Consider the following 20,850-nt stretch of genomic DNA (forward strand, 5'->3'; position numbering starts at 1 on the left):
AGCACACACACATAATTTTAAAAGAGAATTTATAAAAGTTTAAAAAAAATAAAATGGAGCTTATTACTTTAGAAAATATTGAAATTGATAGTATCGTTGAGGTATTAAATTTATCATTTTCAGATTATATTGTACCATTTAAACTCAATTCAGAACAATTAGAAGCTAAGATTATAGCAGAAAATATAAAATTAGATTTGTCAATTGGTGTTCTGTCATCGGGTAAATTAGTTGGGTTTATGCTTCATGCTATAAATGAATTAGATGGGCAATTAATTGCCTATAATGGTGCAACAGGAGTTATCCCAGGTTATAGAGGACAAGGTTTAGTTGCTAAAATGTATGATTATCTGCTACCTAAACTAAAAGATTTAGATGTAAAGGAAATGATACTCGAAGTTATTGTAGGTAATAATGCAGCAATTCGAGCGTATGAAAAAATGAATTATAAAGTTCATAGAACCCTTAATTGCTATGGAGGATCTATTGGAATAAGCAATAAAAAAAGTGTAGCTACAATTAAAGAATTGAAAAATTTTGACTGGGATACTTTTACTTCTTTTTGGACTATAGAGCCTACTTGGCAAAATACAGTTAAGAGTTTAGACAATAGCAAGGAACGTTGTGGTATCCTAGAGGCTTATATCGAAAATGAACCTGTAGGTTATTTAGTTTATAATCGTATGTCACGACGAATTTTACAAATTGCTGTAGCTGTTAAACATAGGCGTAATGGAGTAGGAGCGCAATTGGTAAATAAAATGTTAGAAACAATCGATTCTACAGAAGTATCTATGAACAATATTGAAGAAAATTCAATAGAAACAAATGCTTTTTTAAAGAATTTAGGACTTGTAAATAGGGTGTCTCAATACGAAATGAAAAGGAAAATTTAAATTTAGACTTCAAGATGGTTGACAGAATAATTTTGACATGAATTTGTTGAAATTCATGATGAGTTCAGAAGAAAATCAAAAAACTGATAAATAGATAAACTTTGTTTCATCTCAATAAAAATTGATTTATATACTCACAGTTTGTACTTTTGTAATTATGAATGATAACTTTATAAATGAATATTTTGGGATAGGAATACAAAACGGTAAAACTCCCGAAAATTTAGGTGTTTTGTGGCGATCAGCTCAAAATTTAGGTGCTACTTTTATATTTACTATAGGCAATCGATATGCCAAACAAGCCTGTGATACTCATGATGCGGTAAAAGCAATTCCGTATTTTCATTATGATACTTTTGACGATTTTTTTGAAAATTTGCCTAAAGGAGCACGATTGGTAGGTGTTGAATTAGATGAAAAAGCATCCGATTTAGAAACCTTTCAACATCCAAGACGTTGTGTGTATTTGTTAGGAGCAGAAGATCATGGTTTATCCAGAAAAGTAATGGATAAGTGCCATAATCTAGTCAAATTTAAATCTGAGAAAAGTTTAAACGTGGCAGTGGCAGGAACCATTATTATGTACGACAGAAACTTGTCTAAACCACGCTCTTAAAACAAATGCTTACTTCTAACTTAACTTCTGATGCTAATTGTTGATTTAGAGTTAATGCGCAAATAGAATAACAATTATATTTTGTTCCTTTTGGGAGAAGTTATAAAACTCTAAATATAAAACAATAGAGTAATTTAGTTATCAATATGTATTGATAATCATTTTTTATAAAATATTAAAAGCCTTTAAAAATTAGATTTTTAAAGGCTTTTTGTTTTAAAATTTCTAGTGTTTACTTTAGCTTAAATTGATCATGAAGTATCAATAATAGTGAAAGTTATAACAGATTATTTTTTGAATATAGTTTTTCCTTCTTTGATGGTTTCTAATACTTTGATGTCTTTTAATTCAGTCGGATTTATTGTAAGCGGATTTTTATCTAAAATTACAAAATCTGCTAGTTTTCCTTTTTTAAGAGAGCCTTTTAAATTTTCATCAAAATACTCGTAAGCAGCATTTATAGTAATGGCTTTTAAAGCCTGATAAGGAGTTGCTCTTTCGGCTTCACCAATCACTTTTCCTGTTCTTGAAGTACGATTTACCGCTGTCCATACTGTAAATAAAGGGTTGATAGGGGTTACAGTAGCGTCGGAATGATTTGTATATTTTAATCCCATTTTTGCTGCAGTGGCTATCGGACTTAAGAAAAATGCTCTGTCTTTTCCTAAATTTTCTACGTGTACATCTCCCCAAAAATAGGCATGATTAGTAAAAAATGAAGGTTCAATTTTATATTTTTTATAGGTCTCTAATTGGTCAGGACGAACAAATTGAGAATGAATAGCAATAGTTCTTCGGTCTTTATCTAATGGCTGAGAAAGCTCCTTACAAGCGTATTCGTGTGCTTTAATAAGCATATCAATAGTAGCATCGCCATTACAATGTATAAAAATTTGATTGTCGTTAGCGTACGCTGTTTTAAAGATTTTGTTCAATGCATCTTGCGTCAGGCTAGGAAGCCCCCTGCAATCATGTGCACAGTCAGGAACAGAAGTTAAAAATGGTTTTGTAAAATAGGCTGTTTTACCCTGTGGAGAACCATCTGCTACAATTTTCGTTCCTTGTACTTTAAATTTATTCTTATACTGTTTAAAATGAATAGAAGTATCAGCTACATTTTTATCTAAATCGGCGTACCCAGCCAATGAAATTAAATCAATTTTTAATTTACCGCTAGCAGCTTGTTTTTTGAAAAACTGAATTGTATTGCGATCTGTCATTCCATCTTGCGCAGTTGTAAGTCCATTTTCTGCGTAATAATTTTGAGTCTTATCAAAATACTCTGCTTGTTTAGTGCTAAGAATCTTAAGCATATTACCCACAAAAGGATACATTGCAGTTTCTTGTACTAATCCGTTTGGTTCCTTTGAGTTTGGCATTCGACCTATATTTCCTCCTGCAGGGTTTGGGGTATCCTTAGTTACATTCATTTCTTTTAGACCCAAAGAATTTGCAACTCCCATATGTCCGCTAGTATGTTGTAAATAAACAGGGTTTTTAGGAAAAACAGCGTCTAACTCCGTTTTGTTTGGGTGACGTTTTTCAGTTAATTGACTTTCGTCATATCCCCATCCAAATACCCAGTCACCATCTTTTATTTTGTTGTCTGATTTATATTTTTTTAATGCTTCTAGCATCTTAGGAATACTCGAAATTGTGCCAACTGGAGGAGGATTTAAATCAACTTGTCCCATAGTATTTGAAACCATCCCAAAATGGCTGTGTGGATCTATAAATCCTGGTAACAAAGTTTTACCATCCAAATCTACTTTGGTGCTTTCTGGAAATAATTTTTCGGCCTCTTTAAGATCACCAACAAAGACAATTTTTCCATTTTGTTCCACTATTGCTTCAGCATAATTAGCTTCGTCGGTTTCCATAGTTATAATGTGCCCATTATAATAGAGTTGAGATTCAGAAGTTTTTTGTTCGCTTAAATTTTTATTTTCTTTTTTTCCACAACTAATTAATAGTATCAAGGATAGAATAAGGAGTGATGTTTTTGTCATTTTATTCGTCAGTTTTAATTTATTAAATAGGATTACTTAATAATGCCTAGAACACTTTTTAGTTTTGTGAAGTGGCAGTAATTTATACTATTCAGTTTTATACTAAATCTAGGATAGTATCAAACTCATTTGGTTGTATGCCACTAAGATACAAATGTTTTTTGTAAGAAACGATTTTTTAAGGTGAATGAATAGATGTACTAACTTAAAATAGTGTTCTGCTTAGTTTTAGCGTATAAAATAAAAAAGTAAAATTTATTGTTGGATTTTTAAAGGGGTAGGAAGTTACATTAAATGATGAATAAAGACTTGTGTTTGATAAAAAAGAAGCTTCAGAATTGTAATAAATTTATAACAGGTTCCAATCAACTAAGGCTTCATTTTGCCTTTTAAGAGTAACGAAGCCATAGTAGTTTTTTTTAATTATACTTTTTAAAAAAAGTTGTAAATGACTTGTATAACTCTTCCGGAGCTTCGGCTGGTACGTTGTGTGAAGCGTTCTTTATATAGACTAATTCTTTATGTTTTTTAGGGACATTTTTAAGAGATTTATAAATCATTCTACCAGATTCAATACCAATCGCATAGTCGAATTCTCCTTGAATGATTAAGATAGGGGTTTTAATAATAGCAATTTCATTTAAAATATTGAGATTATTGTATGCTTCTTGACCATGAAATACTTCATTTATGTATTCAAATCTTGCCATCGATTTTTCTAAAAGTTCGGGAGTGTATTTGTTTCGGGTATAAAAATCTGGATTTTTCAGTAGCTCATCAATTTTTGCTTTCTTTTCAGGTTGTGCCCAATAAACATTAAAACCAAGGTCTTTTGGGAATTGGTATCTTATTGTATCCATATCAGCAAAGAAATTTTTAAATCCGCTTTTTTCTATAACATCTAACTTTTCAAGAATTTCTTTATATCTGTTTATTTTGCTCGGATCATTTGTTTTTTTGATAAGCTTATTTGCTAGTTTTTTTTCATGATCAATTAATGCAAAGCTATTATTTTGGATATTTGCAGTACCTGAATTACTAATAAATGAATTGATTTTTTCTTGATGTTTTATTAAATATAAAAAACCAAGTGTTCCACCCCAAGATGAGCCTAAAAGGTTTATTTTTTTATTTGGATATTTATTTTTTATATAATCTACCACAAGGTCTAAATCTTTTACAAATTGTTCTGTTGTGAGCATCGTTTTATCTTTCCATTCATCTGATTTACCACTTCCTCTTTGGTCAAAATAGACCATTAAATAATCTTTTTCAAATACATCTCTGTAAAATTCGTGGTCTAAATTAAAAGCCCCAGGCCCACCGTGTAATGTTATGATTATGGATTTATCAGGATTACCAACGACTTTTGTATAAAGATTTGATTTTTCAATGGGTATAAAAAACTCGGTATCTATTTGTTCATTTGGAGGCTGATTTTGTTTTTGTGCACCACAAGTATTTGAAAATAAAAAAGAGATTATTAGAGATAATAAAAGTAATCGTTTCATTGTTTTTTTTACGGTTTAGTTAAATGGCTACCAAACATTATTTTATGAAAAAAATGAGTTTAGGCTTTTCAAAAGTAGCTGAATTATTTTTGTTAAAAAAGAAAATTTGGATATTAAATAACACTGTAAATCAGATGGTTTTAGCTCGTGATTTGCAATTGTACTATAAAACCAAACCCGATTTATAGCATGTTCTTTCCTAAAAACAATATAACTTTTGTTGGTTCTGTCGCATCTAAAGCTAAGTTTTGTCTTTGCCTTTTTTTAATTCTTAAATTGATGAATACGAAAGGTCATTGCTACCCGAAGTTTATTATATTGCAGACAGTATATTTTAAGCTTAGGTTTACATTAAGCTATCGGGATGTTGAAGTGATTATGAAAATGCGAGGAATTTCTGTTGATCATACTACTATTCAGCGCTAGGTTTAGTTCATTCTCAAAAATTAAAATCTGACAGCGTAAATATCTTAATAACATTGTAGAACAGGATCATCATTTTATTAAATGGTACATACAAAACGGATAAGGATTTAAAAAATTTGAATCTGCAAAGAGAACTCTAATCGGTATTGAAGTTGTCCTTATGCTTAGAAAGAATTAGGGATATCTATGTTTAAATCATTTTGTAAGTTAGCAGTCTATTTAAAATCACTTAAATTTTTATATTTGATTCTGATAGATGTGATAGAACCAGTTTTTTACCTTATAATAAAAAATAATTAATACAACACAATGAAGCAAGTTTTTAATATTTCGTTACTACTTTTCAGCACGGCTCTATTTGCACAAATTAAGGTAAGGGGTAGAATTGTTACAAAAGAAAACATTCCTATAGCATCTATTGAGGCTTTATTAATGAATACAGATTCATTATTCGTTAAAAGTGAACTCACCAATGAAAAAGGAGAATTTTTACTGGATGCTAAGCCAGGTCTTTACACATTGCAGATAAGACAAAATGCAAAAATAGTTGCTTCTCAAAATTTTGAGTTACTTACAGATAAGGATTTGGGACAAATTGCTGTAAGTGAAACTGTTGAGTTAGAATCTGTTGTTCTTGTTGCAGGAGCAAGAAAAAAATTGATAGAAAGAAAAATTGACAGGGTAGTATTTAATGTAGAAAATTCAATTAGTTCTTCAGGGGGTAATGCCTTGACAGCACTTAGCGTAACACCTGGTGTACGAGTTCAAAATGAGATTATAAGCATCATTGGAAAAAGTACGCTTGGCGTTTTGGTTGATGATAAAATTGTACAACTTTCCGGAGATGATCTTATTAATTATTTAAAAACAATACCTTCAGATGCTATTCAAAAAATTGAAGTTATTACAACCCCTCCTGCTAAATACGAAGCTGAAGGAAATAGTGGATTAGTTAATATCATTATGAAGAAAGCAAAAGAAAATTCGTGGAATGCGTTAGTACAATCAACTTATATTCAAAAAACGTATGCTGGCCAAGCTACTATGGGAAGTTTTAATTACAATAAGAATAAATTAAGTTTCACTTCAGTTATTAATTACAGAGATGCAACTGATACATTTAAAAATAATCAAGAGACTTATTTTTCCGATAATTTGTGGTATTCGAGTAATCCTTTTAAAATTAATGCTAAGAGCTTAAATTTAAATGTAGGAGTGAATTATAAAATCAAGCCTTGGTGGACTATGGGTGCACAAGTTTTATATGTACAGAATAAACGAAATTTTGACAGCAAACCATACACATCAATTAATGATTACACATCAGGTAACGTTAACAGTTACTTAGCGTCAGTAGTTAATGCAAAATTAAAACCAAATATTAAGTCATATAATTTTTACAATGATTTCAAACTTGACACATTGGGAAGAAAGCTGACTTTAAATTTAGATTACTTTAATTTTAATAATAATGATTCCAGAGTTTATGATGGTAAATCTGTTACTCTAAACCCTGAACCTGGTTCTGAAGAATATTATGCAGGGGAAAATTCAAATATTCAGGATATTACCAATTTATCTGTAAAAGCAGATATTGAATATCCAACGACATGGGCCAAATGGAGCTATGGAGGAAAAATTTCCAGTTCTAAATCTAAGAATGACATTTACAGCTTCAATAGTGGTGTAGTTGATAATCCAGTTTCAGATTTTCCTTTGACTTATTCCAAATTCGATTATACTGAAAATATTCAGTCAGCTTATCTGTCTTTAAATAAAAAAATAAATAAGAGCTGGGAATCACAATTTGGATTAAGAATGGAAGCTACGCAAACTGAAGCATTTGCAGAAGAATCAGGAACAACAGAAAATAATTATTTAAAACTTTTTCCAACATTTTACTTGGCTTACACAATAAATGATAATTCTTCACTTAGCATAAATTATAGCAAAAGAATATCAAGACCTGGTTTTGCTCAATTAAATCCAAATATATTTTTCAGCAATCCTTTTCAAAGCCAGAGAGGCAATCCGCTGTTGCAACCTGCTTTTATAGATAATGTTGATTTAAATTATACATTTAAGGATATTCAAAGCAAGGTTTATTTTAGTTATTCAAACAATTTATTTGCTGGTATCGAAATAACAGATCCAACTACAAACACAGTTATATCGAGTACTGAAAATTATTTGGACACACAAAGATATGGTGTTTATGAAACCTACTCTTTCAGTAAATTTAAATGGTTAGAAAGTTCATTTTCATTAGATGTTAACTATTCTATTTCTAAATCAAGGCTTGCAATTACCACACAGGAGCAGAAGGGATTCAATTCTTCGGTTTCTGTTGATAATCAGTTTACTTTAAATTCTAAAAAGACGCTACTTTTTTTTGCAAATTATTGGTACGATTTCCCCGGAATAAATGGGATATATAAAAATAAGGCAACAAGTAATTTATCTTCTGGATTTCAATACCTACTAATGGATAAAAATTTGAAAATCTCTTTAAATGTGAATGATATTTTTAAAACAGCTGGACCTCGTCGAAATGCTACAGTTAATAATGTACTGAATAAGACTGTTATGTATTTGGACAGTAGAAATCTCCAATTTTCTGTTTCTTATAAATTTGGAAACAGTAAAATAAGAGTACAACAAAGACAAACGGGCAATCAAGAAGAGAGAAGAAGGACTGGAAATTAGTTTCTGTCGTATCTAAGGCTAAGTTTTATCTTTGCTTTTTTCAATCCAGATATAGGTAATGTCGGAAACCCACACTTGACTTTGATTATTTACTTTAGAGTCTTGATTTAATAAATTTGCTGCTATAGGATATTTGGAAGAAGAAATTGTAGTTCTTTTAATTTTGGAGTGTTATGAAGACGACCTGTCTTTAAAGTTGTAGTGACTCATTTATTTTTAAATAAATCAGGCGAAAGTTTTGCTAAAGCTTAGAACGATTAGTTATATTCAGAGCTTCATAAATAATCTTTAAATGGTACTTTACAGTGTTTTCTGATATGAATAATTCTACACCAATTTCTTTATTTGTTTTACCTTGTTTTACCAAAGCAATAATTTGATTTTGTCTTTCTGTTAAGTTATAGTTGGCTAGGTTTATTTTTGACTGTCCGGATTCACTTAGCTCTTTTGTTACATTTTCTAATTCATTACTGATATTATTAATTTTAAGTTCTGCAACTGTACGTTTATGTTTAGCAGATTTCAGAAGGTAGAATAAAACAAGTAAAATGATTACAAGGGAAATGATAGATATCGTAAGAACTGTACGTGTGTAATTTTGATTTTCGTTATCGAGATCTTTGCTTTTTTGTAGAAATTTTTTTTCTAACAGATGTAATTTTCCATTTCTATTGGTTGCATCGTATTTTGTTGATAAACTAAGTATTTTTTGCTGAGCTAGCGCGGCATTTTTAGTATCACCTATTTCATTATAAAAATGAGAAATATCATTATACATAGCAATAACATAGATGTCCATCTTGTATTTTTTTGCATAATACAATCCTTTCTCAAAGCTTTCTAGTGCCTTTTTATATTGTTTGAGATGCTTGTAAAGCCCTATTTTTTTTTTATAAATAAGAGGAAGATGTTTTGGAGCAGATTTCAATAATATCACTAAGGCTTCATCTAAATATATTTCACCTTGTCTGAAGTTTTTCTTACGAAGCTCCATTGTGCCCAATATCGATAAATAGAATGCTTTCGTTTGCGGATTGATATGTTTTAATTGCTCTTCCGAAATAGTCGGTAAAATTTGTGTAACCTTATCAAATTCAAGTAGATCAAAATGGATGAATAGTTTTTCGATCTTAATTTGTATTTCTACTTCTTCTTTTTTATTGCTCAGAAGTCCAGCTTTTAATGCTAAATCTAAATTGTTTAATGCCTCAGTATAATTAAACAATCTTTTATAAGTTTGGTATTTTTGAAAATATGCATTATAAAGATCGTAATGAGACGACTTTGGATTAGTAATGATCTTTTCTAAGTAAATGATAGATTTTTCGTAATTGTGACTATCGTTGAAAGCATTTATTTGTGCATTGAGTTTTGTATACTCATCGTTATTACCAAAGCTAATTTGAGACGATAAAAAAATAAATATAAGGATGGCTGTGCGTAACAAGGTATTTTTTTTCAAATAGTATTTTACAAATATAGGTTGTTTTTATTCTTAATTCAAAGAGACTGGTTCGGTAAAAAAGCTTGTATCTACAATATATTACGAAGAGTAAGAGGTTAATTATTGACTTTTTTTGACTCGTTGTTTTAAAATTAAAAAAGGCATGCTCTAAATTTTGATTTGTTTTTTTTGTCATTTTAAAATTTTAATTTATTAATGTGTTGTTTGTTATTGTTTTAACGCTACCACTACCCATAGAGTAGTAGGGTAGTTCTCTTTAAACTACCCATTAACTACCTTGTTGTATTTTGTAGAAGTTGTAGAAGTTGTAGAGTTTTGTAGGCCTTTAAAAACAGGTAAAAATGATTTTTTTTCTAGAAAAAAGAATAAAAATTGTTTTAAAAAACTTTACAAAATCTAAATTATTATGAACAAAAAGCTATCTCTATTAGTTTTATTTTTTTCTGGCGTATTACTTCAGGCGCAAGATCGAATTGGAATTGCATTTATTCCAATAAGCTATGATCAAACCACAATTTCTACTTCGGATGCGAGACTCGTACAAGAATACGTACTTAATTCATTTGTTGCAGCCAAGAAATTCTCGGTAGTTGATAGAGAGAAATTAGTAGAATTAGAAAATGAAAAGAAATTACAAAAAACAGAATCTTTTATTGACAGTAAAGCGAGTATTCAAGATGGGGTTAGTAAAGGAGCTAGTTATTTAATAGCTACAAATATATTGAGTTTAAGGCATTCAGAGGTAAATCGTCATGGATGGGAATCATTATTACAGTTGCAAATTAAAGTGTTAGATGTTTCTACAGGAGAAATTTTAGCAACAGAAAACATAAATAGCGAGTTTAAAGAGCCTGAAAAAATAGTAGTAGAATCTCGCCAAAGATATGCTGATAAAAAAGAAATTAAGGCAATAGAACAAAAAGAAGAACGCTTAAAAGCAATTCAGAAACATAAAGAGGATGCTTTTAACTTGGCATTGGAACGTTTGGTAGAGAATGTAGTAAAGTTTTCAAATACCAATTTTCCAGTTTCTTTGGAAATCCTGAGCTGGGATCTTAAGGATAAAAAACAATTTTCCATTGCAGCCGGTAGTAAAATCGGGATGCACAATGGTCAGATGTTAGATGTTGTGCAGGTAACAGAAACTTTAGTTGGAGGAAAAACAATTCAGAGAAATCAAAAAATTGCTCTTGCATGTGTTGTAAAAGTTGATGATGCAAACTTTTCGGAAGCGGTTATCATTTCAACAGAGAAAAATTATAAGAAGGCACGTGAGACAGAGAGCATATTAAAAGTATTAACACGATAATTATTTACATATAAAATTTAAAAACCATGAAAAAAATTTACTTAGCATTAGCAGTTATTGGCCTAGCATTAGGTAGTTGTTCAAAAAAAGTCTATAACCCATATTCTGATTCTGAGGTTGTTGCGCACCCGACACAAGGGTCGGTAACTTTAAGTGGAAAAGGTGATGAAGTAGAGAATAACAGAAAAGATGAGGGAAAATCCGTAGCAGTTAAACTAGCGCATAAAAAAGCACTCCAACAGTTGTTTTATTTTGGATTTACGGGGACAGACTTTAAAAATCCAATGATTCGTGAAGGAAAATCGGTAGAGGATAAACATAAAGCTTACTTTGATGAGTTCTGGAATAAAGGGTATGAGCGCTTTGTTACGAATTCTAGCAGTACTTTTTATGACTGTAAAGGAAGCAAAAAATGCATTAGTGCGGTATCAGTATTTACTGTTAATTACAATATGTTACGTAAAGAGTTTGAAAACAATAAAATAATTAATAAAATAGGTTTCTAATGCATATTTTAAAGAATTACATTAATTACCGTTTTGTATTTATTTTTGTTTTGATCTTTTGTAGTAATTGTTTTTTTGCGCAGGCACCACAAATTGCTGGTACGCAAAGTGATGAATCTACTCGTGCGGCGGCAAAGATTATGGTTGTCCCTTACAATAAACAAAATGAAGATATAAGAACTGTATTGGATGATAATCCTCATATAAGAACAGCAGTTTCTAAAGTAAAGGAGGCATTTGATCAAAGAGGGTGGTCTACTGTTGATTTTGTAGCTAATCTTAGAGCAGCTCAAGCTAATGCCGCATTTACTTCTGATAGACAATCAAATTTTAAATCAGATTTATTAACAACTTCTGGTGCCGATTTTTATGTTCAAGTCGATGTACAAATTACTACTGATGAAAGTGGCACGAATACTGTACTGAACCTTACTGCATTTGAAACACATACGGGTGCAAGTTTTTCTAATAAAACAGGTACTAGTAAGTTTGCAAGCAATGATTATGAAAAACTTATTACGAAAGCTTTTGAACGTATTCAGGAAGAGTTTCTAAATACATTAATGGTTAAAACGGATGAAATACGTGACATTGGTCGTGCCTGTATGGTAGAGTTTAATTTAGATGAAAATGTAGGGATCGATTTTGATAGCCCGATAGCATCTGGCGAATATCTAAACGAGCTTATTGAAGATTGGATTGCAAAAAATGCTTATAAAGGTAGAGCTAATCTAAGTGGGATATTAGAGAATAAAATGCTTTTTGACGAAGTAAGAATACCCCTTTACGATCAGGAAACAAATAAACCTTATAATTTGAATCGATTTGCATCGGAGGTAATTAAGTATCTTAGAAGTAAAGGTGTACAAGCTACCAGAAATATACATGGGCAAAAAATGTATGTCACTATTAAATAGGTTTTTATGAAATTTAAAAGAAATAAAAAAGTTTTGATGGGGCTGTTGTTTTGTTTGTGTTATCAATTTCACGGATTTGGACAAACTAAGGATTACAAGGCAAGTTATACTTTTGACAAGCCAAAGGGGAATCAAATAGCAAGCGAAGAACAATATGAGAATTTGATTGCGATTGTAAAAGACACCTATCCATCAAAGAATCTTTTTTCAAATCAGAGTCCTTTTGTTGTTGTGCCAGCGATTACTATTATCAGCGAAAAGGTCGCTGGTGAAGTCCAGGTTGTAAAAGTTGTAAAACTCGAAATAAGATTGACTGCGCAAGGAAAAGACAATGATTATGTGTATAATAAGTTTACTAAAGTATTTACGTTAACTGCAGATAATGTAAGTAGTGCAATTTCTAAAGCTATATTGTCAATCAGGAATGATCCTAAAATTATAACTTTTTTTGATCAAAGTAATCAGAATATTGTTTCTTTTTACCAAAAGAATTGTAACGTTATTTTGAATACTGTAAAGGTTAATGTTGACAGAAAAGAATATGCAAAAGCATTCGATTATCTGAGGTATGTTCCAGAAACTGTTACTTGTTTCAAAGAAGCAGAAGGAATTATGACTAAAATATTTTTAGATTTTAAAGAAGAAAATTGTCGAAAATTAGTGCAAAATGCTCAGGTTGCAGAGGCGCAAAAAGAGTATAAGATAGCTCTGTTATATTTACAGTTTGTAGATACAAATGTAGGATGCTATACGGACGCTGTTGCACTAGTAAAAAAAATTGGAGCGCGTGTTGATGAAAAAACACTTCGTGATTTCGAAATGGAGAAACTAGTATTTAGTAAGTTGTCAGATCTAAAAAAAATGGAAATTATAGCTAAAGAGGTTGATTATTTTGGTGTTACAATTAATGAGTAAACAGTCTTATTTTTAGATTAGTACGGATAGAAATCAATTATAATTAATTTTATAGATTTAATAAAAATCATACTTTAGGTAATGTTTCAGATATGTGGTGCGTAATTCTTTCAAAACACATTTAGAGACAACTAATAACTTGTAGTAGTTAAAAAAAAACAACCTTCGGGTTGTTTTTTTTGGTTTTATCGCATCTGAGAATAACTTTTTTATTTAGAACTTTAAACCGATTAAAAAATGAATATTAAAGATCATTGTTATTCAAAATACATAATACTTCAGGCAGTATATTTTAAATTAAGATTTGCACTAAATTACCGAAATGTTGAAGAAATAATGAAGATTAGAGGAATGATTGTAGTTCAATTGGTTGCCAAGAATCAGCCTTAAAGTTTTATGCCCCCATATTGTTTATTCATTCTGCATTTATCACTGCAATATTTAACTTCATCCCACACTTTTTCCCATTTCTTTCTCCATGAAAAAGGACGATTACAAACGGGACAAGTTTTAGTGGGCAGATTTTCTTTTTTTACTTTTCGCATTAGAATTGTTACTATTTCAATTACTGGACTTTAATTTCTTCTTTTTTTCTGATGCCCCAAATAGCGGTACTTGCCTTTTTTCGGGTCTCTTCAATATCTATTATCGGAAATGGATAATCCTTAACAATTTCACATTCATACAATTGCTGATCAATCAAACCTAATTTCCACGGTTCATGAAGTAGATGCGGGGGAATATAGGAAAGCTCGGGAATCCATTTTTTAATAAATATTCCTTCGCTGTCATGTTCTTCAGAGTTTTTAATGGGATTATAAATTCTAATAGTTCCGGTAGCAGTTACACCCGCTTGCATTGGTAACCCTTTTGACATTTTAAATTAATTCGTCGATTTCGTCGACTGTAAATAAATCCTGTTTTGGACAATCTATTAATCGCTTAATTTTATTAGGCTCAGTGTCTTCATTAAATTTATAATCGTCAGTGATTTTTCTATCATAAATAATTGCAGTATTAAAAATAAAAAATTACCACAAAACTTTTAATTATGCTTTGGATGAAATGATTCTTCATTGTGAAAGTTAAATTAATATGTTCCAAAAGGAATTTTATTTTACATCAGATTTAAGAAAATCATTTAATAAAGAGTATTCAAACCAAACATCAAATTTAAAATTAATGACTATCTTCATTCAAAATATTTGGATAACGAAAGTATAAAAAGCGATATTGAGGAAGAATTTGGAAAACATGAAGAATCAAAACATAATTATGTTTCAACATTGATTCATAGGAGTATGAATTGGCATTTTATAGATAACCAAAGATTTAATGAAATTAAATCCGACTATCTGGCTAAGTCTTATTTAAATCAAATTAAATTTTAAAAAAAAAGTATAATGAAAAAATTGATTCTAATTTTATTTATCATATATCAGCAATTTGGATATGCTCATAATAATATAACAGAAGTTAAGAAATTAGTAATTACTGCTAAAGTTTGGGGCTTTTTAAAATATTATCATCCAAATGTTGCTGATGGAAGTAAAAATTGGGATGATGAATTACTGCAAATTTTACCACAAATCGAAAAGGCGACAACTACTGCCACATTTTCAAAAGTAATCGAAAATTGGGTAGACTCATTGGGGATTGTGAAAAATGTGAATATTGTTCCTGTAAAAGATATTGTCTATTTTGAACAAAATTTTGATTTATCTTGGATAAATCAAAATGAATTTTTATCTAATGACTTATCTATAAAACTTAAGCATATAGAGACTAATAGATATCAAGGAACGCCATTTTATGTTGGTCAAACCCTAGCGGGCAATATATTTTTAATGAATGAAAATTTTTCCAATTTCACTTGGAAAAAGAAGGATTTACGGATAGTAGCACTTTTTAGATATTGGAATGTAATTGAGTATTTCTATCCTTATAAATATTTAATGGATTATAAGTGGGATATTACTTTAGAACAGATGCTTACTAATTTTATCAATGTAAAGAGCGAAGATGATTTTAAATTGGCAATGCTGAAATTAGTCGTTCGCCTCAATGATACACATGCTACATTTTACTTTAAAACAGATGAAACTATTGGAAAATTTAGAAAATTTCTTCCTGTTAAATGTGTCATTTTAGATGAGAAAATGGTAGTGGTTGAAATTTTAAGTGATTCATTGGCAGAAAGGTATGATATTCAGATAGGGGATGTAATAACTAAAGTAAATAATAAATCAGTGTCACAAATTATTCAGGATGAAAGAAATAATATTAGTGCCTCTAATGAATCTGCATATCTGTTAAATTTGGTTACTAAGATTTCTTCTGGGTATGATGATACTATGAATTTGGAAGTTATTCGTAACAAAATTACGAGTAACAAAACCATTGAATGCTTTGATTATAATATATCACATAGTAATGAATTTAAGAAAACTAAAACAGAAAAATTTCACATATTAGAAGATAATATTGGTTATGTAAACATGGGTAAACTTAATGTGTCTGAAGTGCCTGAAATGATGGATAAGTTTGCAAACACAGAAGCTATAATTTTGGATTCTAGAAATTACCCAAGAGGTACAAATTTAGAAATTTCAAAATATTTAAATTCTAGTTCTAGGGCATTTGCTAAATATACATCTCCAGATTTGAGTTATCCAGGTAAATTTTATTGGAAAAAAGAAATGCATTTTTGTGGTATTGATAACAAAAACAGCTACAAAGGAAAAGTAATAATATTAGTAAACGAAAAGTCGTTAAGTCAATCTGAGTGGGCAACTATGAGTTTTCAAACCGCAGATAATGCTACTGTAATAGGTAGTCAAACAGCAGGTGCAGATGGTAATACGAGCCACATCGATTTTATCAAAGACTTTAATGCTCCCTTTTCAGGAATTGGCGTTTATTATCCTGATGGAAGAGAGACTCAAAGAATTGGAATTATTCCAGATATAGTTGTAAAACGTACTATTTTAGGTATTCAACAAGGAAGAGATGAAATATTAGACAGAGCTGTTCTTTTTATTAAAGAAAAAGGTTAATCGAACAAAATAATAAGATAAAAGGTTATTTTTCATTAATATCCAGTAAAAATATAATTTGCCCCTATTCTATAAAGTTTAGAAATTTAATAATATAGGGTTTGCTTTTTAATTAAAGTTTAACCCTTTTTTCAAATATAGTTAAGAACTGATTGAGGATTAATCACCTGTAGCATCTTAGCATTTTTGACTTTGGAGTCAAAAGTTAGCAAACCTTTGTTTATTGAAGTTTAATAGTTTTAGGTACAATGAGAAATCAGGGTTCTCTCGCATCTGGGAATAACTTTTATCTTTAGAATTTTAAAGCGATCAAAAAATGAGTACTAGAGGTTATTGTAATCCAAAACACATAATTCTTCAGGCTGTGTATTTTAAATTAAGATTTACACTTAGCTATCGTGACGTTGAGGAAATAATGAAGATTAGGGGGGGGTGATTGTGGATCATGCAACGATTCAGCGTTGGGTATATAAGTTTGCACCTTCACTTGAGGCAGAGATGAAGAAGAGAAAAGGCAGAGTGGGGACGAGTTGGAGATTAGATGAGACTTATATCAAAGTAAAAGGTATTTGGTGTTATTTATATAGAGCAGTAGATAGGGTCTGGTAATACAGTTGATTTCTTATTAACTAAGAGAAGGCAGAGGATGAGTGCCCAGTCATTTCTAATTAAAGCAATTAGTAATAACTACCGGCCAAGAGTAATAAATATTGATAAAAGCGGTTCTAATACCGCAGCAATTAAAGTTTATAACAGGCGTTCTTTCTCAAAGATTAAAATTCGGCGGTGTAAATATCTCAACAATATTGTCGAACAGGATCATCGGTTCATCAAGTGGCGCATCCAAAACGGATTAGGTTTTAAAAGTTTTGAATCGGTCAAACGGACGTTAAGCGGAATTGAAGTTGTACATATGCTAAGAAATAATCAGATGGTTAGGCCAGGATTATCTATGTTTAAATCATTCTGTAAACTGGTGAGCTAATTTTTAAATTACTTAAATTCTTATATTTGATTCTCGCAGATGCGACAGAGCCGTCTGAAACGTTCATACTTCGTTGTCGACATATTCAAGTGATCTGGTTTGGAAAAAGTTGTAATTTGCAACTTATTTCAAACCTTAATTTGATACATTGTTGATTTGATACATATTCATTACCATATCTTACATAAAATCATTTGTTATATTTATCAGCACATAAATTCAATGTTTATTTTAAGATATTACTCACTTTAATGAAAACTACCTCGCAGTTACTTTATTTATGTAAATTCGTGCATCTTTAAAAATAAGACAATGAAAACTAAATTTTATCTTCTAATAAGCTTATTGATTTCAACAAATACTTTTTCTCAAGCAGAACAACTGTCGAATGTAACTGTAGGAACTAAGTTTGACATGGTTTACGAGCCTATCACAGTGCAGGCCGAATATTCAAGATCACAAACAATATATTACCCTGATGAGATGCGTTTTAGAGGTACTATCACTTCACTTAAATATTTTCTAGAATTTTCATCTTCTACTTTTGAAAACTCCACTATATGGCGTGTAGCAATAGGTTATACCAATAAAACAGAATTTGCTCAAGGTGATCCCAATATCCCAGATAGTGAACTTACCGAAGTTTTTAATGGTAGAATCAGCGGGTCTGGAAATACTGTCATTTTAACATTCGATAAACCTTTTTACTATGATGGTCGACAAAATCTAGTGATCGATGTACAGGAAATAGAACCTGGAAAAACTGCCAGTCAATTTACAACTTTCAAAGGGGTTAAAAACTACAACAAACCACCTACAAGAACCCGAATGACAATGTCTGGTGGAGCAGCTATATATGAAAACGTTTATGCGTGTACCGAATTTGGAGGATCTTTGGAACGATGCGAACCATTCTATGGGGGTACGTTTAGTATCGTCACTGCTACATCTGTATTGGCAAATTGGCCCAGTAATGTTATATCGCCTGCCTTCCGCTATATGATTCAAAAGTTGGGAGATCCTATGCCAACTACCTATAAAGTTGTTAATGGAAAAAATGTGCTGTTGGAAAATCTGCAACCTGCTACTGGCTATACTTTCTACCGCAAAACGGATTGTGACATTACACCTACTAATTATTACTCTCAGCAGTTTACTACTGGCCCCTATAATCTTAAGGTTCCTACAACCATTACCTTTGACGGTAATAATACATTCGACTATTTTCTGACGGCAAGTAAAACTGTCGGAGTTTACATTTCACCAATTGCGGCTTCAAATTCTGAAAACGGCATACTTTTCAGAGGAACAGATGATGTGATAAAGTCCGGGGAATGGAAAACAACTACCAACGATTCTTGGAATGACAATCCGGCGTTCATTTCAAGAGCTTATTTTACCATTGATTTAACCAATTATACTGGAAATCCGATACTTCAATTTGATCTGAGGCAGACAAAAGATTCCAAATTCAGAATCGCGACAATAACGAACTCAGATTACGCACTAATTTCTGGAGTTTATACATCAACTACCGACAATTCTGACGAATTTAAAACCATAACGATTGATTTATCTGAGTCAAATGGAACCAAATTTGATTTGATTATGCAACATCTTGGTAGATATACCACCGAAGCTTCTCCGTATAATACTGCCTTTGTAGATAATGTAAAACTAATTGAAATGCCAGTTTGTAATCCTCCGCAAAAGATCGTAGTCGCAAGGACAGAAAATAGTATAACACTCAATTGGACTTCTGCTGCCGACGAATGGGAAGTGGCATGGGTCGATCACGATATGACTGCTCCAAACTCTGGTACGGTCACAAAAGACAAGTTTTTTACCATTACAGGACTGACAGTTGCCAAATCCTATGATATATATATTAGAAACAAGTATGAAAACAGTTATTGTGAATGGAAGAAAATAATAGAATCGACTAATCCTACTACAGTAAAAGTACCATATCAACAGCTTTTCACAACCGCTACAACTAATTATGCTCCAGAATTACAAGATTTTTCGAGACAATTTTTGTATTCGAATGCATTAAACTTCTATCAAAAACTACAAGGAAATGGCTCAGCTTGGGTTGGTGGATCAACTACTACAGAACAGCAGGCATGGAATGACAACAAGGCTTTCACATCAGGAATTTCTTTTAGAGTTGATGCGACAAACGTAAGTAGTTTGAAATTGGCAATCACAATGAAGCAAAAATATTACTATAGCAAAAATACTTCTTGGTTCAGAGTATTGGTAAACGGAGTCCAACAAGGCTCCAGCCGAAACCCAACTACTTCTTATAATGATGCTTATGTAACATTAAACTATGATTTAACAGCATATGCAGGTACAGCTTTAGATGTTACTTTAGAACATTGTGGCAGGTATATGAATAATTACTATAATAATGCGCCAATGGATCTCACAATGGTAAGTAATGTACAGTTTAGTGGTCAGACTTTGGATACTGAGGATTTTAAACAAAAATCTGGCATAAAGGTATTCCCTATGCCATCTGATGGTTTTATCCATTTCAGTCACACCGAACCTATAGATGAAATAACAGTTTTTGACTTAAAAGGGACAGTATTGATGACAGTTAGTACTAAAGATAAAACGCAGGAAATTACTTTAAATATTGCTTCTTTAGCAACAGGGATATACATCGCAAAAATAAAGAGTAATGGAACCTATCAACATACGAAAATAGTACGTCAATAATGTGACAGAAACATTTGATAAAGTTGAAATTTGAATAGGAGTACAAAAATAAGCTTCATTTAAGTTTAACTTAGTTGTTTTTTTTTAAATATGTTTTTAGAAAATTTGTAGGTTCTGTCGCATCTATGATTAAGTTTTATCTTTGGTTTTTCAAAACTAATAAAAAATGAATACCAAAGGTCATTGTTATCCAAAATACGTAATCCTGCAGGCAGTGTATTTTAAATTAGGATTTACACTTAGCTATCGTGACGTTGAAGAAATAATGAAAATTAGGGGTGTGATTGTTGATCATGCCACGATCCAACGCTGGGTTTATAAGTTTATGCCTTTCATTGAGGCAGAGAGGAAGAATAGAAAAGCCAGAGTGGGGAAGAGTTGGAGAATGGATGAGACGTATATTAAAGTAAAAGGAATTTGGTGTTATTTATATAGAGCAGTAGATAAATTAAGCAATACACTAGACTTTCTTTTGACCAGATAAAGACAGAGAATGAGCACTCAGTCTTTTCTAATTACTGTAGCGATCAGAGTATACAACAAAGGTTCGTTCTCAAAGATTAGAATCAGACAGTGTAAATCAGATGATGATATGGCTCTGGTTGAATATTTTATAAATACAATGCTTTTTTTTAAAGTTTTTTTGTTTAAAAAACAATAAAGAAAGAAAACACTTCATAAAAAACATAAAATTTAAATGTATAAATTTGCTGTTATCAGGAAGTTAAGAAAAAGTGATGAAAAAGATTGTAAAAAATCGGCAGAATGCATTGTTGATCCTAGTAAACTGACTACTTTTGCAT

16 protein-coding genes and 4 pseudogenes are annotated in these 20,850 nt (G+C 31.0%); 14 read left to right on the forward strand and 6 right to left on the reverse strand.

Annotation, left to right across the window (positions count from 1 at the left end; genetic code table 11):
- Window positions 1–53 precede the first annotated feature (53 nt).
- Complete coding sequence (locus tag LPB87_RS17680) at window positions 54–896, forward strand: GNAT family N-acetyltransferase (protein ID WP_230728736.1); 843 nt, start codon at window positions 54–56, stop codon at window positions 894–896.
- Between the two features lie 157 nt (window positions 897–1,053).
- Complete coding sequence (locus LPB87_RS17685) at window positions 1,054–1,512, forward strand: RNA methyltransferase (protein WP_129538815.1); 459 nt, start codon at window positions 1,054–1,056, stop codon at window positions 1,510–1,512.
- A 287-nt stretch (window positions 1,513–1,799) separates the two neighbouring features.
- Here LPB87_RS17685 and LPB87_RS17690 read toward each other — a convergent pair whose 3' ends face one another.
- Entirely contained in the window at window positions 1,800–3,521 is a 1,722-nt protein-coding gene (locus LPB87_RS17690) for an amidohydrolase (RefSeq protein ID WP_230728737.1), read from the reverse strand.
- A gap of 419 nt (window positions 3,522–3,940) precedes the next feature.
- Window positions 3,941–5,032 carry an alpha/beta hydrolase gene (locus LPB87_RS17695; protein WP_230728738.1) on the reverse strand — a complete coding sequence of 364 codons (1,092 nt, stop codon included), beginning with the start codon at window positions 5,030–5,032 and terminating at the stop codon, window positions 3,941–3,943.
- A 44-nt stretch (window positions 5,033–5,076) separates the two neighbouring features.
- Between LPB87_RS17695 and LPB87_RS17700 the strand changes: the two genes are divergently transcribed.
- The 3 genes and pseudogenes from LPB87_RS17700 (at window position 5,077) to LPB87_RS17710 (ending at window position 8,164) form a co-directional block, all read left to right on the forward strand.
- A complete protein-coding gene (locus tag LPB87_RS17700) occupies window positions 5,077–5,220 on the forward strand; it encodes a hypothetical protein (RefSeq protein WP_230728739.1) in 144 nt (47 codons plus the stop codon).
- Between the two features lie 91 nt (window positions 5,221–5,311).
- Window positions 5,312–5,636, forward strand: a pseudogene (locus LPB87_RS17705) (DDE-type integrase/transposase/recombinase).
- A 131-nt stretch (window positions 5,637–5,767) separates the two neighbouring features.
- Complete coding sequence (locus LPB87_RS17710) at window positions 5,768–8,164, forward strand: TonB-dependent receptor (RefSeq protein WP_230728740.1); 2,397 nt, start codon at window positions 5,768–5,770, stop codon at window positions 8,162–8,164.
- A gap of 48 nt (window positions 8,165–8,212) precedes the next feature.
- Here LPB87_RS17710 and LPB87_RS17715 read toward each other — a convergent pair.
- Both LPB87_RS17715 and LPB87_RS17720 read right to left on the reverse strand, forming a co-directional pair.
- A pseudogene (locus LPB87_RS17715) lies at window positions 8,213–8,329 on the reverse strand (IS3 family transposase); the annotation flags it as partial.
- Window positions 8,330–8,405: 76 nt separating this feature from the next.
- Window positions 8,406–9,626, reverse strand: a complete 1,221-nt coding sequence (locus LPB87_RS17720; RefSeq protein WP_230728741.1) for a helix-turn-helix transcriptional regulator — start codon at window positions 9,624–9,626, stop codon at window positions 8,406–8,408.
- Window positions 9,627–10,035: 409 nt separating this feature from the next.
- Between LPB87_RS17720 and LPB87_RS17725 the strand changes: the two genes are divergently transcribed.
- The 5 genes from LPB87_RS17725 to LPB87_RS17745 all read left to right on the forward strand — a co-directional run bounded on the left by LPB87_RS17725 (window position 10,036) and on the right by LPB87_RS17745 (window position 13,666).
- The gene (locus tag LPB87_RS17725; protein ID WP_129538809.1) at window positions 10,036–10,938 is read left to right on the forward strand and encodes a CsgG/HfaB family protein; all 903 of its coding nucleotides are present in this window, start codon (window positions 10,036–10,038) and stop codon (window positions 10,936–10,938) included.
- Between the two features lie 26 nt (window positions 10,939–10,964).
- On the forward strand, window positions 10,965–11,444 hold the full coding sequence (locus tag LPB87_RS17730) for a hypothetical protein (RefSeq protein ID WP_129538808.1): 480 nt from the start codon (window positions 10,965–10,967) through the stop codon (window positions 11,442–11,444).
- Entirely contained in the window at window positions 11,444–12,361 is a 918-nt protein-coding gene (locus tag LPB87_RS17735) for a DUF6175 family protein (RefSeq protein ID WP_230728742.1), read from the forward strand. Before LPB87_RS17730 ends, LPB87_RS17735 begins: the two co-directional genes overlap by 1 nt.
- Window positions 12,362–12,367: 6 nt before the next feature.
- The gene (locus LPB87_RS17740; RefSeq protein ID WP_230728743.1) at window positions 12,368–13,276 is read left to right on the forward strand and encodes a hypothetical protein; all 909 of its coding nucleotides are present in this window, start codon (window positions 12,368–12,370) and stop codon (window positions 13,274–13,276) included.
- Between the two features lie 237 nt (window positions 13,277–13,513).
- A complete protein-coding gene (locus tag LPB87_RS17745) occupies window positions 13,514–13,666 on the forward strand; it encodes a hypothetical protein (protein ID WP_164998676.1) in 153 nt (50 codons plus the stop codon).
- Here the strand turns inward: LPB87_RS17745 and LPB87_RS17750 are convergent.
- Window positions 13,663–13,821, reverse strand: a complete 159-nt coding sequence (locus LPB87_RS17750; RefSeq protein ID WP_129538805.1) for a DUF2256 domain-containing protein — start codon at window positions 13,819–13,821, stop codon at window positions 13,663–13,665. The two genes, LPB87_RS17745 and LPB87_RS17750, sit on opposite strands and share 4 nt — an antisense overlap.
- 20 nt (window positions 13,822–13,841) lie before the next feature.
- On the reverse strand, window positions 13,842–14,153 hold the full coding sequence (locus LPB87_RS17755) for an FAD-binding domain-containing protein (RefSeq protein ID WP_230728744.1): 312 nt from the start codon (window positions 14,151–14,153) through the stop codon (window positions 13,842–13,844).
- Between the two features lie 526 nt (window positions 14,154–14,679).
- Between LPB87_RS17755 and LPB87_RS17760 the strand changes: the two genes are divergently transcribed.
- The 4 genes and pseudogenes from LPB87_RS17760 to LPB87_RS17775 form a co-directional block, all read left to right on the forward strand.
- Window positions 14,680–16,332: a S41 family peptidase gene (locus LPB87_RS17760; protein ID WP_129538804.1), complete on the forward strand. Its 1,653-nt coding sequence runs from the start codon at window positions 14,680–14,682 to the stop codon at window positions 16,330–16,332.
- A gap of 316 nt (window positions 16,333–16,648) precedes the next feature.
- Window positions 16,649–17,317, forward strand: a pseudogene (locus LPB87_RS17765) (IS6 family transposase).
- A gap of 312 nt (window positions 17,318–17,629) precedes the next feature.
- Complete coding sequence (locus LPB87_RS17770; RefSeq protein ID WP_230728745.1) at window positions 17,630–20,047, forward strand: T9SS type A sorting domain-containing protein; 2,418 nt, start codon at window positions 17,630–17,632, stop codon at window positions 20,045–20,047.
- 166 nt (window positions 20,048–20,213) lie between these two features.
- A pseudogene (locus LPB87_RS17775) lies at window positions 20,214–20,522 on the forward strand (IS6 family transposase); the annotation flags it as partial.
- Window positions 20,523–20,850 lie beyond the last annotated feature (328 nt).

Source organism: Flavobacterium sp. EDS (genome assembly GCF_020991525.1).
GTDB lineage: Bacteria > Bacteroidota > Bacteroidia > Flavobacteriales > Flavobacteriaceae > Flavobacterium.